Origin of the sequence: Speluncibacter jeojiensis (assembly GCF_029589495.1) — a bacterium.
In the GTDB taxonomy this organism is placed as follows: Bacteria; Actinomycetota; Actinomycetes; order Mycobacteriales; family Mycobacteriaceae; genus Speluncibacter; species Speluncibacter jeojiensis.
Genome location: NZ_JAAIVF010000008.1, coordinates 18,960 through 35,675, shown reverse-complemented (window position 1 = coordinate 35,675; position 16,716 = coordinate 18,960). Strand labels below are relative to the sequence as shown.

General features: G+C 69.3%; 29 protein-coding genes. All 29 read left to right on the top strand.

Features of this window, described 5'->3' with window-relative positions; genetic code table 11:
- Positions 1-11 precede the first annotated feature (11 nt).
- The 29 genes from G4X40_RS20555 (at position 12) to G4X40_RS20415 (ending at position 16,701) form a co-directional block, all read left to right on the top strand.
- Positions 12-248 (top strand): hypothetical protein, encoded by a 237-nt coding sequence (locus G4X40_RS20555; RefSeq protein WP_277835314.1) that lies wholly within the window; start codon positions 12-14, stop codon positions 246-248.
- On the top strand, positions 245-484 hold the full coding sequence (locus G4X40_RS20550) for a hypothetical protein (RefSeq protein WP_277835313.1): 240 nt from the start codon (positions 245-247) through the stop codon (positions 482-484). The genes G4X40_RS20555 and G4X40_RS20550 overlap by 4 nt, the downstream gene beginning before the upstream one ends.
- Positions 481-930, top strand: coding sequence for a hypothetical protein (locus G4X40_RS20545; protein ID WP_277835312.1), 450 nt, complete (start codon positions 481-483; stop codon positions 928-930). The genes G4X40_RS20550 and G4X40_RS20545 overlap by 4 nt, the downstream gene beginning before the upstream one ends.
- Entirely contained in the window at positions 927-1,382 is a 456-nt protein-coding gene (locus G4X40_RS20540) for a WhiB family transcriptional regulator (RefSeq protein ID WP_277835310.1), read from the top strand. The genes G4X40_RS20545 and G4X40_RS20540 overlap by 4 nt, the downstream gene beginning before the upstream one ends.
- A complete protein-coding gene (locus G4X40_RS20535) occupies positions 1,379-1,759 on the top strand; it encodes a hypothetical protein (protein WP_277835308.1) in 381 nt (126 codons plus the stop codon). Before G4X40_RS20540 ends, G4X40_RS20535 begins: the two co-directional genes overlap by 4 nt.
- Positions 1,759-2,070 (top strand): hypothetical protein, encoded by a 312-nt coding sequence (locus G4X40_RS20530; RefSeq protein WP_277835307.1) that lies wholly within the window; start codon positions 1,759-1,761, stop codon positions 2,068-2,070. The genes G4X40_RS20535 and G4X40_RS20530 overlap by 1 nt, the downstream gene beginning before the upstream one ends.
- 169 nt (positions 2,071-2,239) lie before the next feature.
- A complete protein-coding gene (locus G4X40_RS20525; RefSeq protein ID WP_277835306.1) occupies positions 2,240-2,935 on the top strand; it encodes a hypothetical protein in 696 nt (231 codons plus the stop codon).
- Between the two features lie 181 nt (positions 2,936-3,116).
- Positions 3,117-3,305 carry a hypothetical protein gene (locus G4X40_RS20520; RefSeq protein ID WP_277835305.1) on the top strand — a complete coding sequence of 63 codons (189 nt, stop codon included), beginning with the start codon at positions 3,117-3,119 and terminating at the stop codon, positions 3,303-3,305.
- Complete coding sequence (locus G4X40_RS20515; protein WP_277835304.1) at positions 3,302-3,430, top strand: hypothetical protein; 129 nt, start codon at positions 3,302-3,304, stop codon at positions 3,428-3,430. The genes G4X40_RS20520 and G4X40_RS20515 overlap by 4 nt, the downstream gene beginning before the upstream one ends.
- Positions 3,431-3,578: 148 nt before the next feature.
- Entirely contained in the window at positions 3,579-4,127 is a 549-nt protein-coding gene (locus G4X40_RS20510) for a 3'-5' exonuclease (protein WP_277835302.1), read from the top strand.
- Complete coding sequence (locus tag G4X40_RS20505) at positions 4,127-4,294, top strand: hypothetical protein (RefSeq protein WP_277835300.1); 168 nt, start codon at positions 4,127-4,129, stop codon at positions 4,292-4,294. The genes G4X40_RS20510 and G4X40_RS20505 overlap by 1 nt, the downstream gene beginning before the upstream one ends.
- Before the next feature lie 2 nt (positions 4,295-4,296).
- Positions 4,297-4,683, top strand: a complete 387-nt coding sequence (locus G4X40_RS20500) for a hypothetical protein (RefSeq protein WP_277835299.1) — start codon at positions 4,297-4,299, stop codon at positions 4,681-4,683.
- 112 nt (positions 4,684-4,795) lie between these two features.
- A complete protein-coding gene (locus tag G4X40_RS20495) occupies positions 4,796-4,978 on the top strand; it encodes a hypothetical protein (protein ID WP_277835297.1) in 183 nt (60 codons plus the stop codon).
- Between the two features lie 116 nt (positions 4,979-5,094).
- Positions 5,095-5,727 (top strand): hypothetical protein, encoded by a 633-nt coding sequence (locus G4X40_RS20490; RefSeq protein ID WP_277835296.1) that lies wholly within the window; start codon positions 5,095-5,097, stop codon positions 5,725-5,727.
- A 232-nt stretch (positions 5,728-5,959) separates the two neighbouring features.
- Entirely contained in the window at positions 5,960-6,157 is a 198-nt protein-coding gene (locus G4X40_RS20485; protein ID WP_277835294.1) for a hypothetical protein, read from the top strand.
- Between the two features lie 193 nt (positions 6,158-6,350).
- Positions 6,351-6,656: a hypothetical protein gene (locus G4X40_RS20480; protein WP_277835292.1), complete on the top strand. Its 306-nt coding sequence runs from the start codon at positions 6,351-6,353 to the stop codon at positions 6,654-6,656.
- 125 nt (positions 6,657-6,781) lie between these two features.
- A complete protein-coding gene (locus G4X40_RS20475; RefSeq protein ID WP_277835291.1) occupies positions 6,782-7,996 on the top strand; it encodes a hypothetical protein in 1,215 nt (404 codons plus the stop codon).
- On the top strand, positions 7,993-8,355 hold the full coding sequence (locus tag G4X40_RS20470) for a hypothetical protein (protein ID WP_277835290.1): 363 nt from the start codon (positions 7,993-7,995) through the stop codon (positions 8,353-8,355). Before G4X40_RS20475 ends, G4X40_RS20470 begins: the two co-directional genes overlap by 4 nt.
- Positions 8,352-9,068 (top strand): hypothetical protein, encoded by a 717-nt coding sequence (locus tag G4X40_RS20465; RefSeq protein WP_277835288.1) that lies wholly within the window; start codon positions 8,352-8,354, stop codon positions 9,066-9,068. Before G4X40_RS20470 ends, G4X40_RS20465 begins: the two co-directional genes overlap by 4 nt.
- Positions 9,069-9,273: 205 nt before the next feature.
- On the top strand, positions 9,274-9,693 hold the full coding sequence (locus G4X40_RS20460) for a DUF6221 family protein (RefSeq protein ID WP_277835286.1): 420 nt from the start codon (positions 9,274-9,276) through the stop codon (positions 9,691-9,693).
- A 359-nt stretch (positions 9,694-10,052) separates the two neighbouring features.
- A complete protein-coding gene (locus tag G4X40_RS20455) occupies positions 10,053-10,211 on the top strand; it encodes a hypothetical protein (RefSeq protein WP_277835284.1) in 159 nt (52 codons plus the stop codon).
- Complete coding sequence (locus tag G4X40_RS20450) at positions 10,208-10,369, top strand: hypothetical protein (RefSeq protein ID WP_277835283.1); 162 nt, start codon at positions 10,208-10,210, stop codon at positions 10,367-10,369. The genes G4X40_RS20455 and G4X40_RS20450 overlap by 4 nt, the downstream gene beginning before the upstream one ends.
- Positions 10,362-10,586, top strand: coding sequence for a hypothetical protein (locus G4X40_RS20445; protein WP_277835281.1), 225 nt, complete (start codon positions 10,362-10,364; stop codon positions 10,584-10,586). Before G4X40_RS20450 ends, G4X40_RS20445 begins: the two co-directional genes overlap by 8 nt.
- A gap of 22 nt (positions 10,587-10,608) precedes the next feature.
- On the top strand, positions 10,609-10,917 hold the full coding sequence (locus tag G4X40_RS20440) for an HNH endonuclease (RefSeq protein ID WP_277835279.1): 309 nt from the start codon (positions 10,609-10,611) through the stop codon (positions 10,915-10,917).
- A gap of 415 nt (positions 10,918-11,332) precedes the next feature.
- Positions 11,333-11,755 carry a phage terminase small subunit gene (locus tag G4X40_RS20435; RefSeq protein WP_277835278.1) on the top strand — a complete coding sequence of 141 codons (423 nt, stop codon included), beginning with the start codon at positions 11,333-11,335 and terminating at the stop codon, positions 11,753-11,755.
- On the top strand, positions 11,739-13,391 hold the full coding sequence (locus G4X40_RS20430) for a terminase (protein WP_277835276.1): 1,653 nt from the start codon (positions 11,739-11,741) through the stop codon (positions 13,389-13,391). Before G4X40_RS20435 ends, G4X40_RS20430 begins: the two co-directional genes overlap by 17 nt.
- Before the next feature lie 24 nt (positions 13,392-13,415).
- Complete coding sequence (locus G4X40_RS20425; RefSeq protein WP_277835274.1) at positions 13,416-14,840, top strand: phage portal protein; 1,425 nt, start codon at positions 13,416-13,418, stop codon at positions 14,838-14,840.
- Positions 14,837-16,408 carry a VG15 protein gene (locus tag G4X40_RS20420; protein WP_277835273.1) on the top strand — a complete coding sequence of 524 codons (1,572 nt, stop codon included), beginning with the start codon at positions 14,837-14,839 and terminating at the stop codon, positions 16,406-16,408. Before G4X40_RS20425 ends, G4X40_RS20420 begins: the two co-directional genes overlap by 4 nt.
- Positions 16,405-16,701 carry a hypothetical protein gene (locus G4X40_RS20415; protein ID WP_277835272.1) on the top strand — a complete coding sequence of 99 codons (297 nt, stop codon included), beginning with the start codon at positions 16,405-16,407 and terminating at the stop codon, positions 16,699-16,701. The genes G4X40_RS20420 and G4X40_RS20415 overlap by 4 nt, the downstream gene beginning before the upstream one ends.
- The last annotated feature ends 15 nt before the right edge of the window (positions 16,702-16,716 follow it).

The following is a 16,716-nucleotide window of genomic DNA, read 5'->3' as shown; positions in this document are numbered from 1 at the left end:
GGGAACTTTCAATGTCAGTAACCGACTGTACTTCATCTCACCAACTGAGTGCATCCGTCGCCGCCCGAACCGTCTACTACGCGGTGCAGACGCCGGCCACCGGGGATGCCGTCGACTCCCCGGTGGCCCGGGCCAACGAGTTCGAGCCGACGTTCCAGTCGCTGACCCTGTCCGACGTGGCCTCCATCGCCGCCGGCATGGTCCTGATCGCGGCCGTGCTGCTGATGGCAGGGCTGGTGATCGCATGAGGTGCGGATACGTCCCCGACAGCTGGACGAGCATCGACGTGCTCGGCACCCTCGACGCCTGCAACGTCGCCGACGATGAGCCGATCCCCTACGCGATCGTCGACCGCGGCGAGCTCGTCGCCCGCCCGACCCTCGACCTGACCGCGTGCTCCTGGATCACGTGGCTACAGAAGGCACTCGCCGCCGCGACCCTCGTCCTCGTCATCGCGTGGGGCATCTGGTGGGTGATCGCATGAGCAGCCTCGACGAGCTCGACGACCGCGAGCAGCGCCGGTACCAGCGTGAGCTGGCCCGTGAGGAAGCCCGAGCGAAGCTCACCGCCACCCTCACCGACCCGGACTCCACACCCACAACTCGCCAGGCCGCGGCCGTCGACAGCATCACAGCCGACATGGTCACGCGCCTTACAGGGCCCGCGCCGTTCGAGTTGGTCGGCGATCTTCCCGAATCGTTCACCGGCCGGGGTTCCACGATCCCGAAGGTGCGCGCTCAGCTGATCGAGTTCGCGAAGGCGCACCGCGGCCAGTGGATCAAGTACCTCCCGAGCGCCGGCGATCCGTTCAAGTCGCCGTCCTCGCTCGCGCTGTCGGCCCGCAAGGGCAATGCCGGGTTCGGGCCCGGGTTCGAGACTGCTGTTCGCAGCAAGGTGTTGTTCGTCCGCTACACCGGAGGTGCCCAGTGACCGAACGTGATTGGCGGTTGCGCGGTAAGTGCGCGACCCCGGGTGTTGATCCGGAGCTGTGGTGCGCCGATTCGTTGCCGTCGGGGCGGAAGCGCCCGGACGCGGCCCGCGAGCGCTGCTTCGGCTGCCCGGTCGATGTGCAGACCGCGTGCATCCGCCAGGCCCTCATCACTCCCGAGACCGGGATGATCGTGGCCGGGGTGGAGATCGAAGGCCGGCGTAGCACTGATGCCCTGCGGGTGATGCTCGGCGAGCAGGACGTGGCGCCGCGCCGCTACAACACGTCGGTGCAGTGGCCCCGGCCGTGTGGGTGCGGGAAGATGATGCGCCCCAGCGGCGGTCGCGCCGCGGACTGGCCGGGCACCGTCGCGGCGACGTCGCGGCACGAGTGCGCGACGTGCACGAAACGTCAACGCATCGACGCGAAGCGGGCGCAGGCGGTGGCGGCATGACGACGACGATCGACCTGATCATCGAGGCGCAGCGGTTGCGGGACACCGTGTCGAAGTCCTTTCAACGCGAGGAAGGCTTCCGCGGGTTCTGGGTGCTCGGCGAACTGAAGGTGGTGCTCGAGCAGTTGGCCGGCCACCTCGCCGAGCGCGGTACGACGCGGCCGTTGCGGGCGCAGGAAGCGTTGCTCGCGTTGCCGCCGGTCCCGGCCGACAAGGTGTGGTGGAACGCGGAGGAAACCGCGGGCGTCGTGCTCGACGACGGTGGCCGGGTCCGTGTGGTCGTCGACCGTGGGACCCGGTTCACCGCGGCCGAGGTCGTGGACCTGGCCTCGGCGATGGTCGCGTTCGCCGCTATGGCCGCGTTCGAGGACTGCTGATGGCTGGGCAGTGCAGGGACTGCGGGAGCCCGGTCCGCTGGGTCCTCACCAGCGGCCGCGGCACCCGCGTGCCGATCGACCTGTCCCCCGACAGCGACCACGGCACCGCGCGCGTGTTCTCGGCCCCGCACCCCGCCACCGGACGTGAAGCGCTGTGGGCCGAGCTGCTCACCGGCGACCGCCTCACCGCCGCGCACGCCGACGGGGAGATGTTGTTCATGCTCCACGCCCGCACCTGCACTGCCCACAAGCCCCACAACCCGCGCCCCGCGCACATCCGCCTCGACCTGCCCGCCCGGGCCCGCCGGTGACCAGCCCGGGCGAGCTGGCCCGCACGGCCGAGGCGTGGTGGCACCAGCTCCCCGACGAACGCCGCGTCCAGATCTGGAAATGGATCACCGGCGGCCCCGACCAGCCCCATGCGCCCGTGCGCGGGCAGCAAGCCCTGTTCCCCCTCAACCGAGAGAAGGTGTCCTGACGATGGTGTCGATCCTGGTGGGAACCAGCGACTTCCGCGCCGCCCTCGCCTCAGTCCTGATCCACGCCTGCACCGACAAAGACCTGCCCGCACTCGCGCGGATCCGGCTCGACGTCGGCCCCGAAAACGTCACCGTCACCGCAACCGACCGGTTCTCCGCCGGCCTCGCGATCGTGTCCGTGCACTCCCACCTCGCCCCCGAGCTCGAGGCGATCGACCTCACCGTCGACGACGCCGGAAAGATCCTCGCCCTGTTCAAAGCGGGCCCGGAGAAGGGCGACGAGCCGCAGTACCTGCTGCGCATCGACACCACCGGCGAGCACGTCACCATCACCGACTCGTCCGGCATGATCGACGGCCGCGCCCTGCAGCTGCCCCGCCTCGACGTCGACGACTCGTTCACCGACGTGCCCCGCCTGTTTGCCCGCTCGGTCCACTCGGCCCCGATCCTCATCGAGGACATGACCGTGAACGGGAAACTGTTGGCCCGGTTCAAGACCGCCGCTGCCGCCTACCAGAAGCCCGTCATCATCGAAGCCCGCGCCGGCATCCGGTCCGTGTTGTTCCGGTGCGGTGAATCGTTCCTCGGCGCGCTGATGCCGGTGCCGCTGTCCGAGTCCGAGTACGCCGAGACCCGCGCGTGGGCGCAGGCGTGGACACGCCGCCTGACCGACCCGACCGCCGAGGCCACGGCGTGACGCGCGCGCCACGCAGCTGGCGAGTCCGCGCGATCCGCTCAGCCAACGGCCGCATCCAGTGCTGGATCGTCGCCCACCGCGCCACCGCGTGCTCCCCGTGGCGTGAGGTATCGGCCTTCGGCCCCACCCGCCACGCGATCGCCATGATCGTCGCCCACCGATACGCCAAGGAGCCCATCTGATGACCGCACGCAGACGCGACACCCGGCACGTCATCACCCTGCACCGCGGGACACGCGGCTGGTGGTGGGAACGCAAGGCCGCCAACGGCACCATCGTCGCCTCCTCCCACCGCTCCTGGTGGGACCGCGGCGCCGCGGAGAAGAACCTGCGAACCGTCAACGCCCACCCCTACCGGACCGCCGCGTGACCGCCCGCCAGCTCGCCGCGTTCGCCGCCGCGGTCGGTGTCACCGCCGCCGGTATCGCGTGCGCAGTGTTCCTGACCCTCGATGCCCTCGCGACCCGCCTCGACCGCAACCGGTGGCCGATGTGACCGCCCCAGACCCGGTGTGCGGCGCACCCGGGCCCGGCGGGCACCGGTGCACCCGCGACGCCGGCCACAAACCCCACGACCACGAAGCAGAGAACCAGCGCGGCGAGATCGTCCGCCGCTGGCCCACCACACCCCAGGAGCGCACCCCATGAGTGACCGTCAGCTGATCGTCGTCGACCTCGAAACCACACACCTCGACACCAGCAAAGCCGTCATCCTCGAGGTCGCCGCGATCAACGTCACCACCGGCGAGGAACTCGCATTCGTCCCCGCCGTCACACCCGAGCAGCTCGCCGCCGCCGACCCCGAAGCCCTCGCCGTCAACCGGTACTTCGAGCGGAAGGTGTTCCGCGGCGCCCTCGACACCCAGCTGACCACCACCCGATACCTGCAGCTGTCGAAGATGCTGTCCGGCAACACCCTCGCTGGCGCGAACCCCCGCTACGACGCCGCCGTACTCCACGGCGCGCTCCGCGCATGGATCGGCGTCGACACCGAGCCGTGGCACTTCCGCCTCGCCGACATCACCAGCATCACCGCCGGCGCCCTCGGCATCGACCCGGCCCACCTTCCCGGTCTGCGGCGCTGCTGCGACCTGCTTGGCGTGGAGAACCTCGAGGCGCACTCCGCATACGGTGACGCCCTCGCGACCGCCGAATGCTTCCGCGCCCTCGCAGTCCGCCGCGGCGCCCACTGATGGCCGACACCACCCCGCCGCCCGACATGTTCGCAGTGTTGTGCCGCGCGGTCGACCAGATCCGCACCCTGCACCAGCCGTGCGCCGAGGGCTGCGAGATCTGCCACGCCTGCGGCGCCCCCCACCCCTGCCCGACCACCCGAATCCTCGACACCACCAAGGACTGACGATGACCGGACTCCACACCACCGCCGAGGTCCGCGACGCCGCGAAACTCCTCCGCGCCTACGGACTCACCACAGCCGCGAAGGACCTCGAGCACGCCCACAAGCAGGAACGGCAGATCGACCCCGGAGTGGACGAGATCGCCCGGCACATGCAGAAGATGGCCGGCGGCATCCCGTGGGGCGCACTGACGGCCGATCGGCGCCGCGAATGGCGCGCCCACGCGGCCGCCGCACTCGACAAGGTCATAGAACTCGGCTGGCAGCCCGGAACGCGGGTGGTCGACCCGGGCATGACCCGCACCTCAGTCATCAACATCGAGGGAAGCGGGGAACCACTCGTGCAGATCGCGAAGGCCGGCCCCGGGATCTACAAGAGGTACGGCCGATGATCCTCCACGAGCCCTCCGGCACCTGGGCCACCTGCGGCCACACCGTGCACCCCGCACCGATGCACATCACCCTCGCCCAGCTCATCAGCTGGCTGACGACCGGAGTCCGCCCGTGAGGATCACCGACGCCAACGCCGCCAACCGCATCGCCAACTGGGCCATCCGCAACGCCGACACCATCCCGGCCGCCGTGCGCAACGACATTGCGGTGCTCGCCGAATCAGCCGTCAAACGGCTCCTCGCCGGGCCCAGCGCAGACGAGATCGCACGACTACGCAAGGGAGACAACCGATGACCAACACCCCGACCGTCGAGGAACTGCGCGCCGCCATCTACGCCGCGCTTGAGACCACGTTCACCGCGTGCGGCATCGCCGACTCAGCGACCCTGGCGCGGACCACGATCGACTCGATGCGCGACGTCATCGACGACGCGCACAAGGCCGCCCTCGCTGCCGCTGACCGGGAGACGGAGGACCTGGCGCGGGCGATTGGCGATGCGCATTGCGGGTGTGGCGATGAATCCTGCTGGTCATACCGAATGGGCATGAACCGCGAGGGGTTCATGCGCGCCGCCCGCGCCGCCCACGCCCACATCCTCCCCGCCGGGTCACGGATCATCGGCCCGCACGTGATCGAGGCGGTGTCCAGACTGTGCACGTCTGGCGCCGAGGGCACGATCGACGTGGCACTCGCCCGCGCCACAGTCCGCGCCTGGCTCGCCGACGACAAGCACGAAACAGAGAAGGTAATCACCGCAGCCCAGGTTCGTGCATTGGGAACCGACACCCTGAAACGGATCAACGAGGCAATCCCGGACGGTGAGCCACAGTCGCACGGCCGCGACTTCGCCGTCGGCGGACGCATTCCGCGCACCTGGGACCGGCTCGCATACGTGCCACGCAACATGATTGTGCGTGACCGTGACGGTGATGAGTGGTTCTGGGAGACGGCTGACGACGACTGGGTCCGCGGCGACCGCTCGGCCGGTCGCTTCCTCAACGTGGACCAGTCGTGCGCACCCTGGACCGAGGTCCTGCCGTGACCGGCCAGACCCCCGCCGAGCTGATCGGTGCCCGTTACGCGCTGGCAGGACTGATGCACACGGGAGTCTGCCCGGCCGATGCTGTGGTGCCGGCGTGCATCGACAAGGGCGAGTGCTTCCGATTCGCCGACTCCACCCTCGCCGCGCTCGAAGCCGGCGGGTACGCGGTCGTGAGGCTGCCCGACCCGGACCGGCCGGACGGGCCTGGACACATCTCCGAATGGGATGCCAGGTGTGCGAACTCGTCCGGCGACCCACGATCCGGAGGCTCTGGTGGGGCTTCGCGATCGGCCTGGCCGCGCAACTGCTGTGGGTCGCCTACGCGCTCACAACCCATCAACTCGGATTCATCCTGTCCGCCACTGGCTACGGCACCGCCTATGCGATCGGCGCCCGTGAGTGGTGGCGCACACGGGAGGCTGACCAGTGAGAGTGTGCGGATCGTGCCAGCGTGGCATCCACCACCACGACCGGTGGGCATACGACGCGCCCGGCCGTCATCGCGCCGGCGACGACGCCGGATGCCCGAACTCGGTTGGTAGCAAGGAATGCGCGTGCACGGTCCGGATGCCGTGGAAGCAGCCGCCCGCGTGCCCGACGTGTGGATGCGGGAGGAATCACTCGTGACCGAGCAGCGTCCACACGACCTGACCGCACCAGTCGAGACCGTGGTGCGGCTGTGGGACAACGGCTTCGAATTGCTGTGGTCGTCGGCCGACCCGGATCGTGACCCGCGCACATTCGAGGAGGCCGTCGCCCGCCACCGGGAGGTGAACGTCACCGAGGACCAGGTGTGCTCGTGTGGGTGTGGCGCGCACCAGCTCTGGTCCGGGCGAGCCGTTCACCGGCCAGCAGAACGCATCGACGCCTACGAGGCCTTGCGAGTGGTCCAGCTCTGGCCGAACCCGATGCTCGGCAGCGGATCGTGACTGCCCCGCCGCGCTGGCCCCGCCCGCCGCCCACCCGCTCTGTCCGCCCACCGTGTTCGAGATCGTGGAGGTCCTACGTGTTCACCAATCGAGTTGCCGCCGCCCACCGGATCGGGGCGTAGAGCGTGGCGTGGGTGCGGTGGGGCGACACGTCCGCGAACCACCCGATCGTGCTGACCGTCCTCGAGCACGAGGCGTGCGATGACCGGCTCGTCAACGAGGTGCACGGGTTCATCACCCGCTGCGCCGCGCAGGCCGGCGCCCACCTGACCGACTATGTCGTCACCCGCGGCACCGCGGTGCTGTGCGCGGGACCGTCCCGCGTGGACGTGCTCCTCACGGTCGCGACCGCCGCTGGCTACCTCACCGAGGTCACCGTCGACGGCCGCACCGCCTACAAGCTCGTCGACGACGACCCCGAGTTCCTGCACCTGCGCCTGCGCGCGGAGGTCGAGTGGGAACGCCAGCGCCGCACCGACAACTCCAATCCGGCGCTGATCGTGCCGGTGCGGTTGCGGGACGGCGATGGCTGCCGCTGGTGCGGGAAGGTCGTCAACTGGGCAGCGAAGACCGGCGCCCGCTCGGGCACCTACGACCACCTTGTGCCGGGTTCGCCCGCGACCGTCGACACCTATGTGGTGGCGTGCCGCGGCTGCAACAGCTCCCGCAAGGACGGCAGCCACCCCCGTGCGGCCGGCGAGCTGCTGCCCGTCCCGGTCCGCCCGTACTTCTCCCCGTACAGCTGCGATTGGCTCGAGGCGAACGCGTGGCGGAAAACGAACGGCTGCACGGTCCCTCCGCGCCCGCGGAAGGTCATCACCCCCGGAAACCCGGCGCCCGGCCACGAACCCGGCGCCACGACAGCAGGACAGCGGCCCGACACCCAGTCGCGGAACGCGCGCACCCACCACGGTGCCTCGACCGGATCCACCCCCGTGTCCGCCAGCCCGGCGGCACAGGCCCAGCGGCCCGACACCCAGTCGGAGAACGCCCAGAATCCGAACCTGACGTCAACGCGACCCGACAGCCAGTCGGACCACGCCCCCAACCCCGTGCGGCCCGACACCCAGCCGGGGAACGCCACCCACGATGACCAGCACAAACCCGCGTCCTGTCAGGACCCCGTCAGGAAACCGCAAGACCCGACAAGACGCGAGGGTACGGATCCTGTCAGGCCCGGTCGGGACGGGACGGGACGGGACGGGTCGGGTCGGGAGCCCAGCCCTACCCCACCCCTCGGTGACATGCCGTCCCCATCTCGTTCCCCCACACACCGGGGCAGAGGTCGCCGTTCCCGCCGCCGCCACACCACCGGCCACCACCATCAGGAGAACCCGTGATCCCCGACCCTGATCCCCCGATCGACGACGACCGGATCGCCCGCATCGACCAGACCGCGGTCGCGCTCGTCGGTGCCGTCCGCGACCGCGACCCCGCCGAGGTGCGCCAACTCGTGGCCGGCCTCGACCCGGTCGACCTTGCGGCGCTCGCGATCTCGCTCGCCGCGATGGTCGACCCCGACCGCACCGTCGGCCAGCTCCTCGACTGGATCGAACCCGACCACCCGCACGACGAGGACGAACTGCGGCTCGCGCACGCCGCCTACGCCCGAGGCGACCGCGACAGCTGGACCGTCCGCGGAGAACGCACCTACCAGCGCAACCGCAAGCGCCGGCACCGAACCGAGAGGCACGCATGAGCACCGTGGACCGGATCATCGCTGACCTGAACTACCTCGAGGCGGCATGGCCGAACCTGGTCACGCTGAAACTGCCCGGAACCGCACGGGCCTGGGTCGAACGCCCACGCCCCCACACCATCACCGCACCGGTCGAGCCGGACCAGCTCGGCCTCGCGGGCGTCCCGCGCCCGGCACCGGCCGACGTCGACGTGCTCGACCTGCTGTGGCAGATCGCCACCGTCGCCGACGATCTGGCCCGCACCGTGTGCGAGGTCGTCGACCTCGGCCCCGACTTCCTCCCAGATGCCCCGGCATCGGTAGATCCTCGGCCGTGGCTGGCCGTCGTCATCGCGTGGATGCCGCAGGCGCACCGTGACGACGACCGCACCGCGCCGTGGGTCGCCCAGCAACTGCGGACACCGGTCGCCGCCGCAGCCCGACTGCTCGGAGACATCCGCGACGGCCAGGCCCTCAACGCGATCTGCCCGTGGTGCGCCGGCCGCAGCACCGACGGCACCACCGGCTGCCGCACCCTGCAGGTCCACCACCCCTCCGCGCGCGCTGACGACGAAGACCCCGATGAGCTGATCGTGTGCTTCGGCACCAACTGCGGCCCGCCGTCATCGGCGTGCGGGCAGCGCTGGCACGGACACCCGGCATGGCCCCGCCGCGAATGGGACTGGCTCGCTTCCCAGCTCACCGCACCCGCCACCGAAAGCAGGACGGCATGAGACTGCCGCTCGAGCCAGATGACTTCACTACGCCCACCACTGTCGTCCGCCACCCAGATCTGCCCGTGATCATCGACCTCATGGACGGCACCTGCGTCCGCGGCTACCTCACCGAGTCGACCACCGTAGTCACGGGAGGAAAGGTCACGACGACCTGCACCGTGGTCACGTCAGCTCCGGTGCCGCCCAGGCATGGAAGGCTGGCATGATGCCGAACATCGTCGAGTTCATACTCGCCAGGCTGCAAGAGGACGAGGATGCGGCGACCGCCGCCGCCCAGTGGATAGCGTCTGGGCCACACCCGAATGTCAGCTGGTACGGCCGCACCGGCGACAGCACCGCCCAGCGGTTTGGCGCCGCTGCCGCACACATCGCCAGGCATGATCCGGCGCGCGTGCTGCGCGAGGTCGCAGCCAAGCGTGAACTCATCTCGCGGACATGGGACGGGAAGTGCACGGGACATCCCGGTCCATGGATACACCACGACGACTACGGCCCCGGGTACTGCATGGAACCGGACGAGTGCTCGACCTTCCACGTCCTCGCCATGTCGTACGTCGACCACCCCGACTACCGCGCCGAGTGGGCAACACCGCTCGGCCCGTTCGACGACTGGATGCAGTAACACGCGGGTTCTGCTGGACAGCTTGCGATCCGAGTTATCCACAGGTATGATGTCCCCGAGCGATCCGCCATGCCCAAGGGCTGGCGGATCTTCTCGTTTCCGGCCCCGATCGGTGGCCGAATCCCCCCGCCGGCGCTCGCATCGAGAGGGGGTGACCACATGCTGACCACCGCACTCGCCGCGTTCGTCGAGTTCCTCCCCGCACTCGGGAAGCTCGCACTCGACCTGCTCCCCATCGCAACCAGCCTGTCCTGACCCCAGGCTCCCGCCGTTGCAGCTTGCCAGCGCACGCGGGCCCGGCCCGCCGGCCCGGGTCACCCAACCCGGCTCAGACTCCCTCTCACTCGTGGAGGTTCAGCGTGGATCCGATCTCCGCCATCACGAGCATCACCGCCGCCGTGCTGCGACGCATCGCAAACAGCATCGACAACCCAACCGCCGCGCTGGCCGAGCCGATCACCGTGCACGTGCACTGCCACCACGACCCCATCCCCCGCGCTGGTTGGCGCAAGCGATGACCCCCGCCGAGACCATCGCCCGCATCGACACCCTGATCCGGCAAGCCCAGGCCGGGTTCGACCCCCACGGGTATCGGATGCACCGCAAGGACATTCCGCACCTGATCGACCGACTCCGCGACCAGAGAGCCACGATCACGAGAGGTGAACATGGCTGAGACCTCACCCCAAGACGTCGCCGCCGCCGAACACCTCCGCGAGTACTGGACCCACGGCGCCGGCGCCGCCAAGATCCGATGGGGCCAACCACACGACTTCGACCGCTGCGTCACCGAACTCGACAAGTACATGCCCGGCCGCGCCGAAGGCTACTGCCAACTCCTGCACAAGCGGGCACTCGGCGTCTACGCCGGGCAAGAGACCAGCGGCCACTAGAGACTCACCCGAGAGGTACGCCATGGCATGGGCGAAGAACAGCAACACCAGGCATGTCCCTCATGCCGTGCAGCGCGCATGCTTCGATCGCGATGAGCACCGTTGCCGGCGCTGCGGCTACGAAGGTGCCGGCCGGGGTGATCTGCACGCCGACCACGCAGTGCCCCAGCATCGAGGCGGCACCCACCACCTCGACAACCTCGTCACGCTATGCGTTCCGTGCCACAAGCTGAAGACCGAGGCCGAGCAGGCCGCGTCCGTCAAGCAACGCGCCGCCCGGCGGCGGCTGCCGCCCACCCCTCACCCGGGTCTGAAACCGCCCGGCGAGTGACCGGGGTGGGGGTGCACCCACGACCCGACCCCCAGCGGCCCCGCTACGCATAGCGCTCCAGAGTGTGTACGGGTTACAAGGGAAACGGGCAGGTCAGAGGGGGTGCGCCACCAGTTGGCCGGTGCCGGTCTATCGGCGCTGGTGGAGGGGTTTTTGACCCGGCGACCACGATCCTGCGGGCCGTCTGGCCCGGCCCGTCAACACATGGTTGTTGCTGGTCAGGGGCGTAATTCGTTACAGGGCAGGTGGGTTCGGGTGGCGTGTGTGTGGTGTGGGTGCCGGATCGTGCGAAATGGCGCGCGCGGGCGCACCGCCCGGCATTGCGGGGTGCGGTGTCGAGTCGCCGCGCATCGGGCCCGCCGGCGCGCTGCTGCCGCCGCTGACTGCTGACCGCCTGACTCGAGGAGGTGTCACGATGCCTGGTCCGCCCCCGAAGCGTTCCTCGCAGCGCCGCCGCCGCAACAAGGACACGGTCGACGTCGACGTCGTTCCAATCGCTGGCGGCGCTGTGAAGGCGCCGGCCGAGGACCGCGGGTGGCATCCGATCGCGAAGGGCTGGTACCGGTCGCTCAAGCAGTCCGGGCAGGCGCAGTTCTTCGAGGCGTCGGACTGGCAGGCCGCACGGTTGTGCGCGCACGTGATGACCGAGCACCTGAATGCGTCGTCGCTGCGGGCGGGGATGGTGCAGCAGATCTGGGCGATGATGGGCGACCTGCTCACCACGGAGGCGTCCCGGCGACGAGTCCGAGTTGAGTTGGCGCGCACCACCTCTGGTGACCCTGATGTGGATGCGACGGTGACGATGATGCAGGCCTACCGCGATGAACTCGGCGGCTGAGGCGTCGACTGCTGCTGCTGACCGGCTGTGCACGCTGCCTGATGGTGTCCCGAAGCTCACGTTGGGCTGGGAGGCGCTCGCGTTCGCTGCGAAGTACCTGCGGCACCCGAACGGGATCCGCGCGGGCCAGCGCTGGCAGTACACGCCAGGGCAGGCCCGGTTCCTGCTGTGGTGGTACGCGGTCGACGAGAACGGTCGGTGGCTGTACTACCACGGTGCGCGGCGGCTCTCGAAGGGTTCCGGGAAGTCGCCGTTCGCGGCCGCGTACGCGCTCACGGAGTTCTGCGGGCCGGTCCGGCTGCGGGACTTCGACCCGAGCCTGCCGGGCGGCTGTAAGGGCCGGCGGGTCGACATGCCGCTGGTGCAGATCGCGGCGACGTCGCTTGACCAGACCGCGAACACGATGCGGCAGGTGCGGGCGATGGCCACGAAGGGCTCCCGCATCGTCACGGACTTTCAGCTCGACCCGGGCCGGATGCAGTACAACATGCTGCCCGAGGGCACGCTGCAGGTGATCACGTCATCCGCTGCGACGGCCGAGGGCGCCGAAGCCACCGCGGTGATCGCGGACGAGACCGAGCATTGGCTGCCGGCCAACGGCGGCCCGGAGCTGGCGTCCACGCTGATCGACAACCTGACCAAGTCGGGCAACCGGATGCTCGAGACCGCGAACGCACCGAAGCCCGGTAAGGGATCGGTCATCGAGGACACCTTCGACTCCTGGTGCAAGCAGGAGGACGGCAAGACCCGCGACGACCGGCAGATCCTCCTCGACGCGCGGATCGCGCCACCAGAGACGGATCTGGCCGACGAGGAGTCGCTGCGCCGCGGCCTCGAGTGGGTGTACGCGGACTGCCCGTGGGCGAACATCGACGCGATCATCACTCGCATCTGGTCGCCGAAGTCGAGGCCGGACGACAGCAAGCGGAAGTACCTGAACTGGCCGACCGCGCCCGGTGACGCGTGGGCAGACCCTCAGCAGTGGGCCACCCTCGCCGACCCGGACGTCGAGGTCGCTCCGGGGGAGCGGATCGCAATGTTCTTCGACGGTTCGAAGTCCCGCGATGACACCGCGCTGATCGGTTGCCGGATCTCTGACGGGCACGTGTTCACCCTCGGCGTGTGGTCGCCGACGAACAGCCACAGCAGCGAAGACCAGACCCCTGTGGTCGACGTGGAGGCTGTGGACGCGCGCGTCGAGTGGGCGTTCGACACCTACCAGGTGGCGGCGTTCTTCGCGGACGTCAAGGAGTGGGAGGGGTTCGCGAAGGTCACCTGGCCAGGGCGGTATCGGGACCGGCTGTCGGTGTGGGCGATGCCGTCGGGGAAGGCGCAGGAGCCGATCGCGTGGGACATGCGGTCGCACGACTACGACTTCACGATGGCCGCCGAGTTGGTGGAGGCCGAGATCCGCGAGGCCGCGTTCACGCACGACGGCAACGCGGACCTGTCGCGACACGTGCGCAACGCCCGCCGCCGAGACGGCCGCTGGGGCATCTCGGTGCGCAAGGAGACCCCGAACAGTGCCGACAAGATCGACGCCTGCGTGTGCCTGATCGGCGCCCGCATGGCCCGAAGGATCGTTCTGACCTCCGGCAAGGAGAAGGAACGGTCGAACGACGCGATGTTCGTGTGAACGGACGCTGGGAGGTGGTGGCGGGTGCGTAAGGATGCGGCGATCGACGCGGCACGAATGATGCTGCAGGCCCGCGCGGCCGAGGCCCCCCGCCTCGAGCAGCTCGCGGCCGCGATGAAGCCGTGGACGCGCTCCGATGCGATCCGTCACCTCGAGGTGAAGGCCGCGGGCAGTGACCTGGATCGGCATCCGCTGTCGGGTCTGGCGCTCAAGGCGCAGACGAACTTCCTGCCGCTGGTGCTCGACGTGTTCGGCCAGTCGATGAAGGTCGACAACTACCTGTCCGGTGCTGGGAACGCGACGGCCAAGCCGTGGCAGTGGTGGCAGCGCAACAAGTTCGATGCCCGCCAGTCCGGCGTGCACCGCGCGGCCCTGCACTACGGTGCCGCGTACGTCACGGTGCTGCCCTCGCTGATCGACCCAACGGCGCCGGCCGCGTTCCTCCGCGGCGCGTCACCGCGGCAGATGACCGCGCTGTACGGCGAACCCCTCGAATGGGATCCACGGGTCGATGAGCCCGTCGATGACGACTGGCCGATCATGGCGCTCGAGGTGAAGGGCTCGATGATCCGACTGTACGACGAGCAGGCGGTGCACTTCATCGGGGCCCGCGCGGTGCCGGAGTCGCAGTTCGGGTGGAAGGACCCGATGTACTCGCAGGCGTCAAACTTCGAGTACATCGAGGGCCGCACGCACGACGTCGGTGTGTGTCCGGTGGTGCGGTTCCGGGACCGGATGCTCCTCGCCGGCGAGGAGCAGTGGGGCATCATCGAGCCGCTGCTGTCGATCCAACGCAGGATCGACGAGACGACGTTCGAAATGCTGATCGCCCAGTACTTCTCAGCGTTCAAGCAGCGCTACGTCATGGGCTGGATGCCCGAGACGGAGCAGGCAGCGCTCAAGCACGCGGCATCGAACACGTGGTACTTCAAGGAGAAGGACGTCAGCGTCGGCCAGTTTGAGGCCACCGACCTGAAGAACTACCTCGAGTCGAAGGGCTCGGCGCTGCGGGACCTGGCCGCGATCGGTCAGGTCCCGGCGCAGAACCTTGGCGTCGACGGGATCAGCAACATCTCCGAGGCGGCGCTGGCCGCGTTGGAGACAGGCAAGGAACGCAAGGCCAGCGAGATCGAGACGTCGTTCGGTGAATCGTGGGAGCAGGTGCTGCGCACCGCGGCCCACATCACCGGCGACACCGAGTCCGCCGCCGACTTCGCGTCCGAGGTGAAGTGGCGGGACGCGACGGCACGGTCGTTCGCGCAGACCGTCGACGGTCTCGGGAAGCTCTCGCAGATGCTCGACATCCCGCCGGAAGCGTTGTGGGAGGACATCCCGGGCTGGACGCGGGAGCGGGTGCAGCGGGCGCTGGCAATGGCGACCGCGCGCGACCAGCTCCCCGAACCTGACCCGGCCCCCAACGCTGCGGCTGGTGCCGAAGGGCAGCTGTGAGCCTCGCCGGGATGCGGGCGGTGCTCAAGGCGGTCCTGCAAACCCTCTCCCGCCAAGTCCGCCGACTCCTGCAGCTGTACGGCGTTCCAGTCACCGACACGCAGCGCCAGACGGTCGCGAGCGCACTGTTTCCGCACATGCAGCGGGCGCGACGCAAGGCCTACCAGCTCGGCGTGTCGCTCCTCGCAGCGCAGGCCCGTAGTGCCGGCATCACACCGCCGAAGCCTGCGCCGATGCGCGGCTACAACCAGTCCGCTCTGGTGACGTTGTTGGAGAACGCAACCAGGGTCGACGACCCGGCCCCGACCGTGCGGGTCACGGACCACCGCGCGGCAACGCGCGCCGGCCGGACGGTCACGGTCACCGACAGCGCGGTGCGCGATACGGCACCGAAAGTGTCGGTCCAGGTCCTCGACCCCCAGGTTGGCCGGGCACGGAAGGCCACCGTGGAGGTGACCGAGCGCAACCGGTTCGACCCGAAGGTCGTCAAGGTCATCACCGACAAGGTCGATGCGGCGGCGCAGCGGCACGCGCGGATGCCGGCGCGCGAAGCGATCAGCGACACCGTCGATCGACTGGGCGCGGCCCGCGAACGCGCGCTGGCCGCCGCGGCAGAACGCAACGCGGGTGCGGTCGAGCGCAACGCGCCCGCGATCGCCGAACGCAAGGCCCAATTGGGTGAGCGCGCCGCCCAACACAGCTCACCGGCCGACGAGGAGCCCGCGGGGCGACGTATCGGATGGGCCCGGGTGCTCACCGGCGCCGAGAACTGCGGATTTTGCGCGATGCTCGCCTCCCGCGGGCCGGTCTACAAGACGAAGAAGACCGCGAAGTTCGCCGGATCGGACCGCTCGGACATCCGGAACCCGACGCTGTACCACGACCACTGCGACTGTGACGTCGTCCTCGTGGTGGAGGGCCGCGACTGGCCGGGCCGAGAGCAGTACGACGAGCTCGAGCACCTGTGGATCACGTCGACTTCCGGCGTGTACGGCAAGGACGCGATGCGCGCGTTCGGGAAGGCGTTCACCACGAAGTCCGCGGCCGGACAACCGGACACAGCGCCCGGGGTCGGTGGAGTGGGCGGACTGCCGCCGGTCGACCCGCCAGCTGGTGGTGGCCGGCCGGCATCGCCGAGCGGTGACGATGAGCCGTCCTGGCGTGTGCCACGCGATGAGGTGCCCGCGGACTACCCAGAGATCATCGGCGGCGGGAAGGTCCACTTCACCCCGGAGCAGCGGCCGGACGTTGAGTCGAAGCGTGAGCACATTCTGGTCGGCGATAGCAGCGGCGGAGGACATGGCGACGGCGCGGGCCTTGGTAAGTCGGAGTTCACTGGATGGTCTGACCAGCAGGTCATGGCGGCGGTCGACCGCACGCTCGCTGATCCGGTGTCAGTGCAGCGCTTGGGCGGAACGCTGTACTTCCGCCGGCTCGTCGAGGGAGTGCCCGTGGAGGCACGGGTCGATGCGCGAAAGCCGACCCCGACGTTGCGTACCGCCTACCCGAGTTGGGACGCATTGAAGTCGATCAAGAAGGGCAAGGGGCAGGTATTGTGGGGCGCATGAGGACGGTTCGGGAGCTCGCAGACGCCATGGTCGCGTCGGGTCTCCACTTTCCCGTCCAAGGCGATTGGGATGACCCGCTCAGCTCCTATCGTGCCGGCGAGTATCAGCTCACGGTTGTTGATGGCTTCGAGTTCGCGGTCGAAAATGATGTCGCTGTGGCCGATGAGTTCATCGATGCCGCAACCGAACTGATCATCAACCGCGATGATGCCGATCCTGACGATGTTGACGCACTGACGGAGGCGATCAGCCGCCTGCGTCCGGGCAGTGTCGTACGCGGCGCCCGCCGCTAACCGCGCTGACCGCAC

Excerpts from the sequence above, each read along its gene's own strand:
- G4X40_RS20500 (WP_277835299.1), top strand. The coding sequence starts at position 4,297 with ATGACCGGACTCCACACCACCGCCGAGGTCCGCGACGCCGCGAAACTC.
- G4X40_RS20435 (WP_277835278.1), top strand. The coding sequence starts at position 11,333 with ATGCCTGGTCCGCCCCCGAAGCGTTCCTCGCAGCGCCGCCGCCGCAAC.
- G4X40_RS20555 (WP_277835314.1), top strand. The coding sequence starts at position 12 with ATGTCAGTAACCGACTGTACTTCATCTCACCAACTGAGTGCATCCGTC.
- G4X40_RS20490 (WP_277835296.1), top strand. The coding sequence starts at position 5,095 with ATGCGCGACGTCATCGACGACGCGCACAAGGCCGCCCTCGCTGCCGCT.
- G4X40_RS20465 (WP_277835288.1), top strand. The coding sequence starts at position 8,352 with ATGAGCACCGTGGACCGGATCATCGCTGACCTGAACTACCTCGAGGCG.
- G4X40_RS20530 (WP_277835307.1), top strand. The coding sequence starts at position 1,759 with ATGGCTGGGCAGTGCAGGGACTGCGGGAGCCCGGTCCGCTGGGTCCTC.
- G4X40_RS20525 (WP_277835306.1), top strand. The coding sequence starts at position 2,240 with ATGGTGTCGATCCTGGTGGGAACCAGCGACTTCCGCGCCGCCCTCGCC.
- G4X40_RS20535 (WP_277835308.1), top strand. The coding sequence starts at position 1,379 with ATGACGACGACGATCGACCTGATCATCGAGGCGCAGCGGTTGCGGGAC.
- G4X40_RS20415 (WP_277835272.1), top strand. The coding sequence starts at position 16,405 with ATGAGGACGGTTCGGGAGCTCGCAGACGCCATGGTCGCGTCGGGTCTC.
- G4X40_RS20450 (WP_277835283.1), top strand. The coding sequence starts at position 10,208 with ATGACCCCCGCCGAGACCATCGCCCGCATCGACACCCTGATCCGGCAA.
- G4X40_RS20440 (WP_277835279.1), top strand. The coding sequence starts at position 10,609 with ATGGCATGGGCGAAGAACAGCAACACCAGGCATGTCCCTCATGCCGTG.
- G4X40_RS20445 (WP_277835281.1), top strand. The coding sequence starts at position 10,362 with ATGGCTGAGACCTCACCCCAAGACGTCGCCGCCGCCGAACACCTCCGC.
- G4X40_RS20520 (WP_277835305.1), top strand. The coding sequence starts at position 3,117 with ATGACCGCACGCAGACGCGACACCCGGCACGTCATCACCCTGCACCGC.
- G4X40_RS20430 (WP_277835276.1), top strand. The coding sequence starts at position 11,739 with ATGAACTCGGCGGCTGAGGCGTCGACTGCTGCTGCTGACCGGCTGTGC.
- G4X40_RS20550 (WP_277835313.1), top strand. The coding sequence starts at position 245 with ATGAGGTGCGGATACGTCCCCGACAGCTGGACGAGCATCGACGTGCTC.
- G4X40_RS20545 (WP_277835312.1), top strand. The coding sequence starts at position 481 with ATGAGCAGCCTCGACGAGCTCGACGACCGCGAGCAGCGCCGGTACCAG.
- G4X40_RS20460 (WP_277835286.1), top strand. The coding sequence starts at position 9,274 with ATGATGCCGAACATCGTCGAGTTCATACTCGCCAGGCTGCAAGAGGAC.
- G4X40_RS20510 (WP_277835302.1), top strand. The coding sequence starts at position 3,579 with ATGAGTGACCGTCAGCTGATCGTCGTCGACCTCGAAACCACACACCTC.
- G4X40_RS20505 (WP_277835300.1), top strand. The coding sequence starts at position 4,127 with ATGGCCGACACCACCCCGCCGCCCGACATGTTCGCAGTGTTGTGCCGC.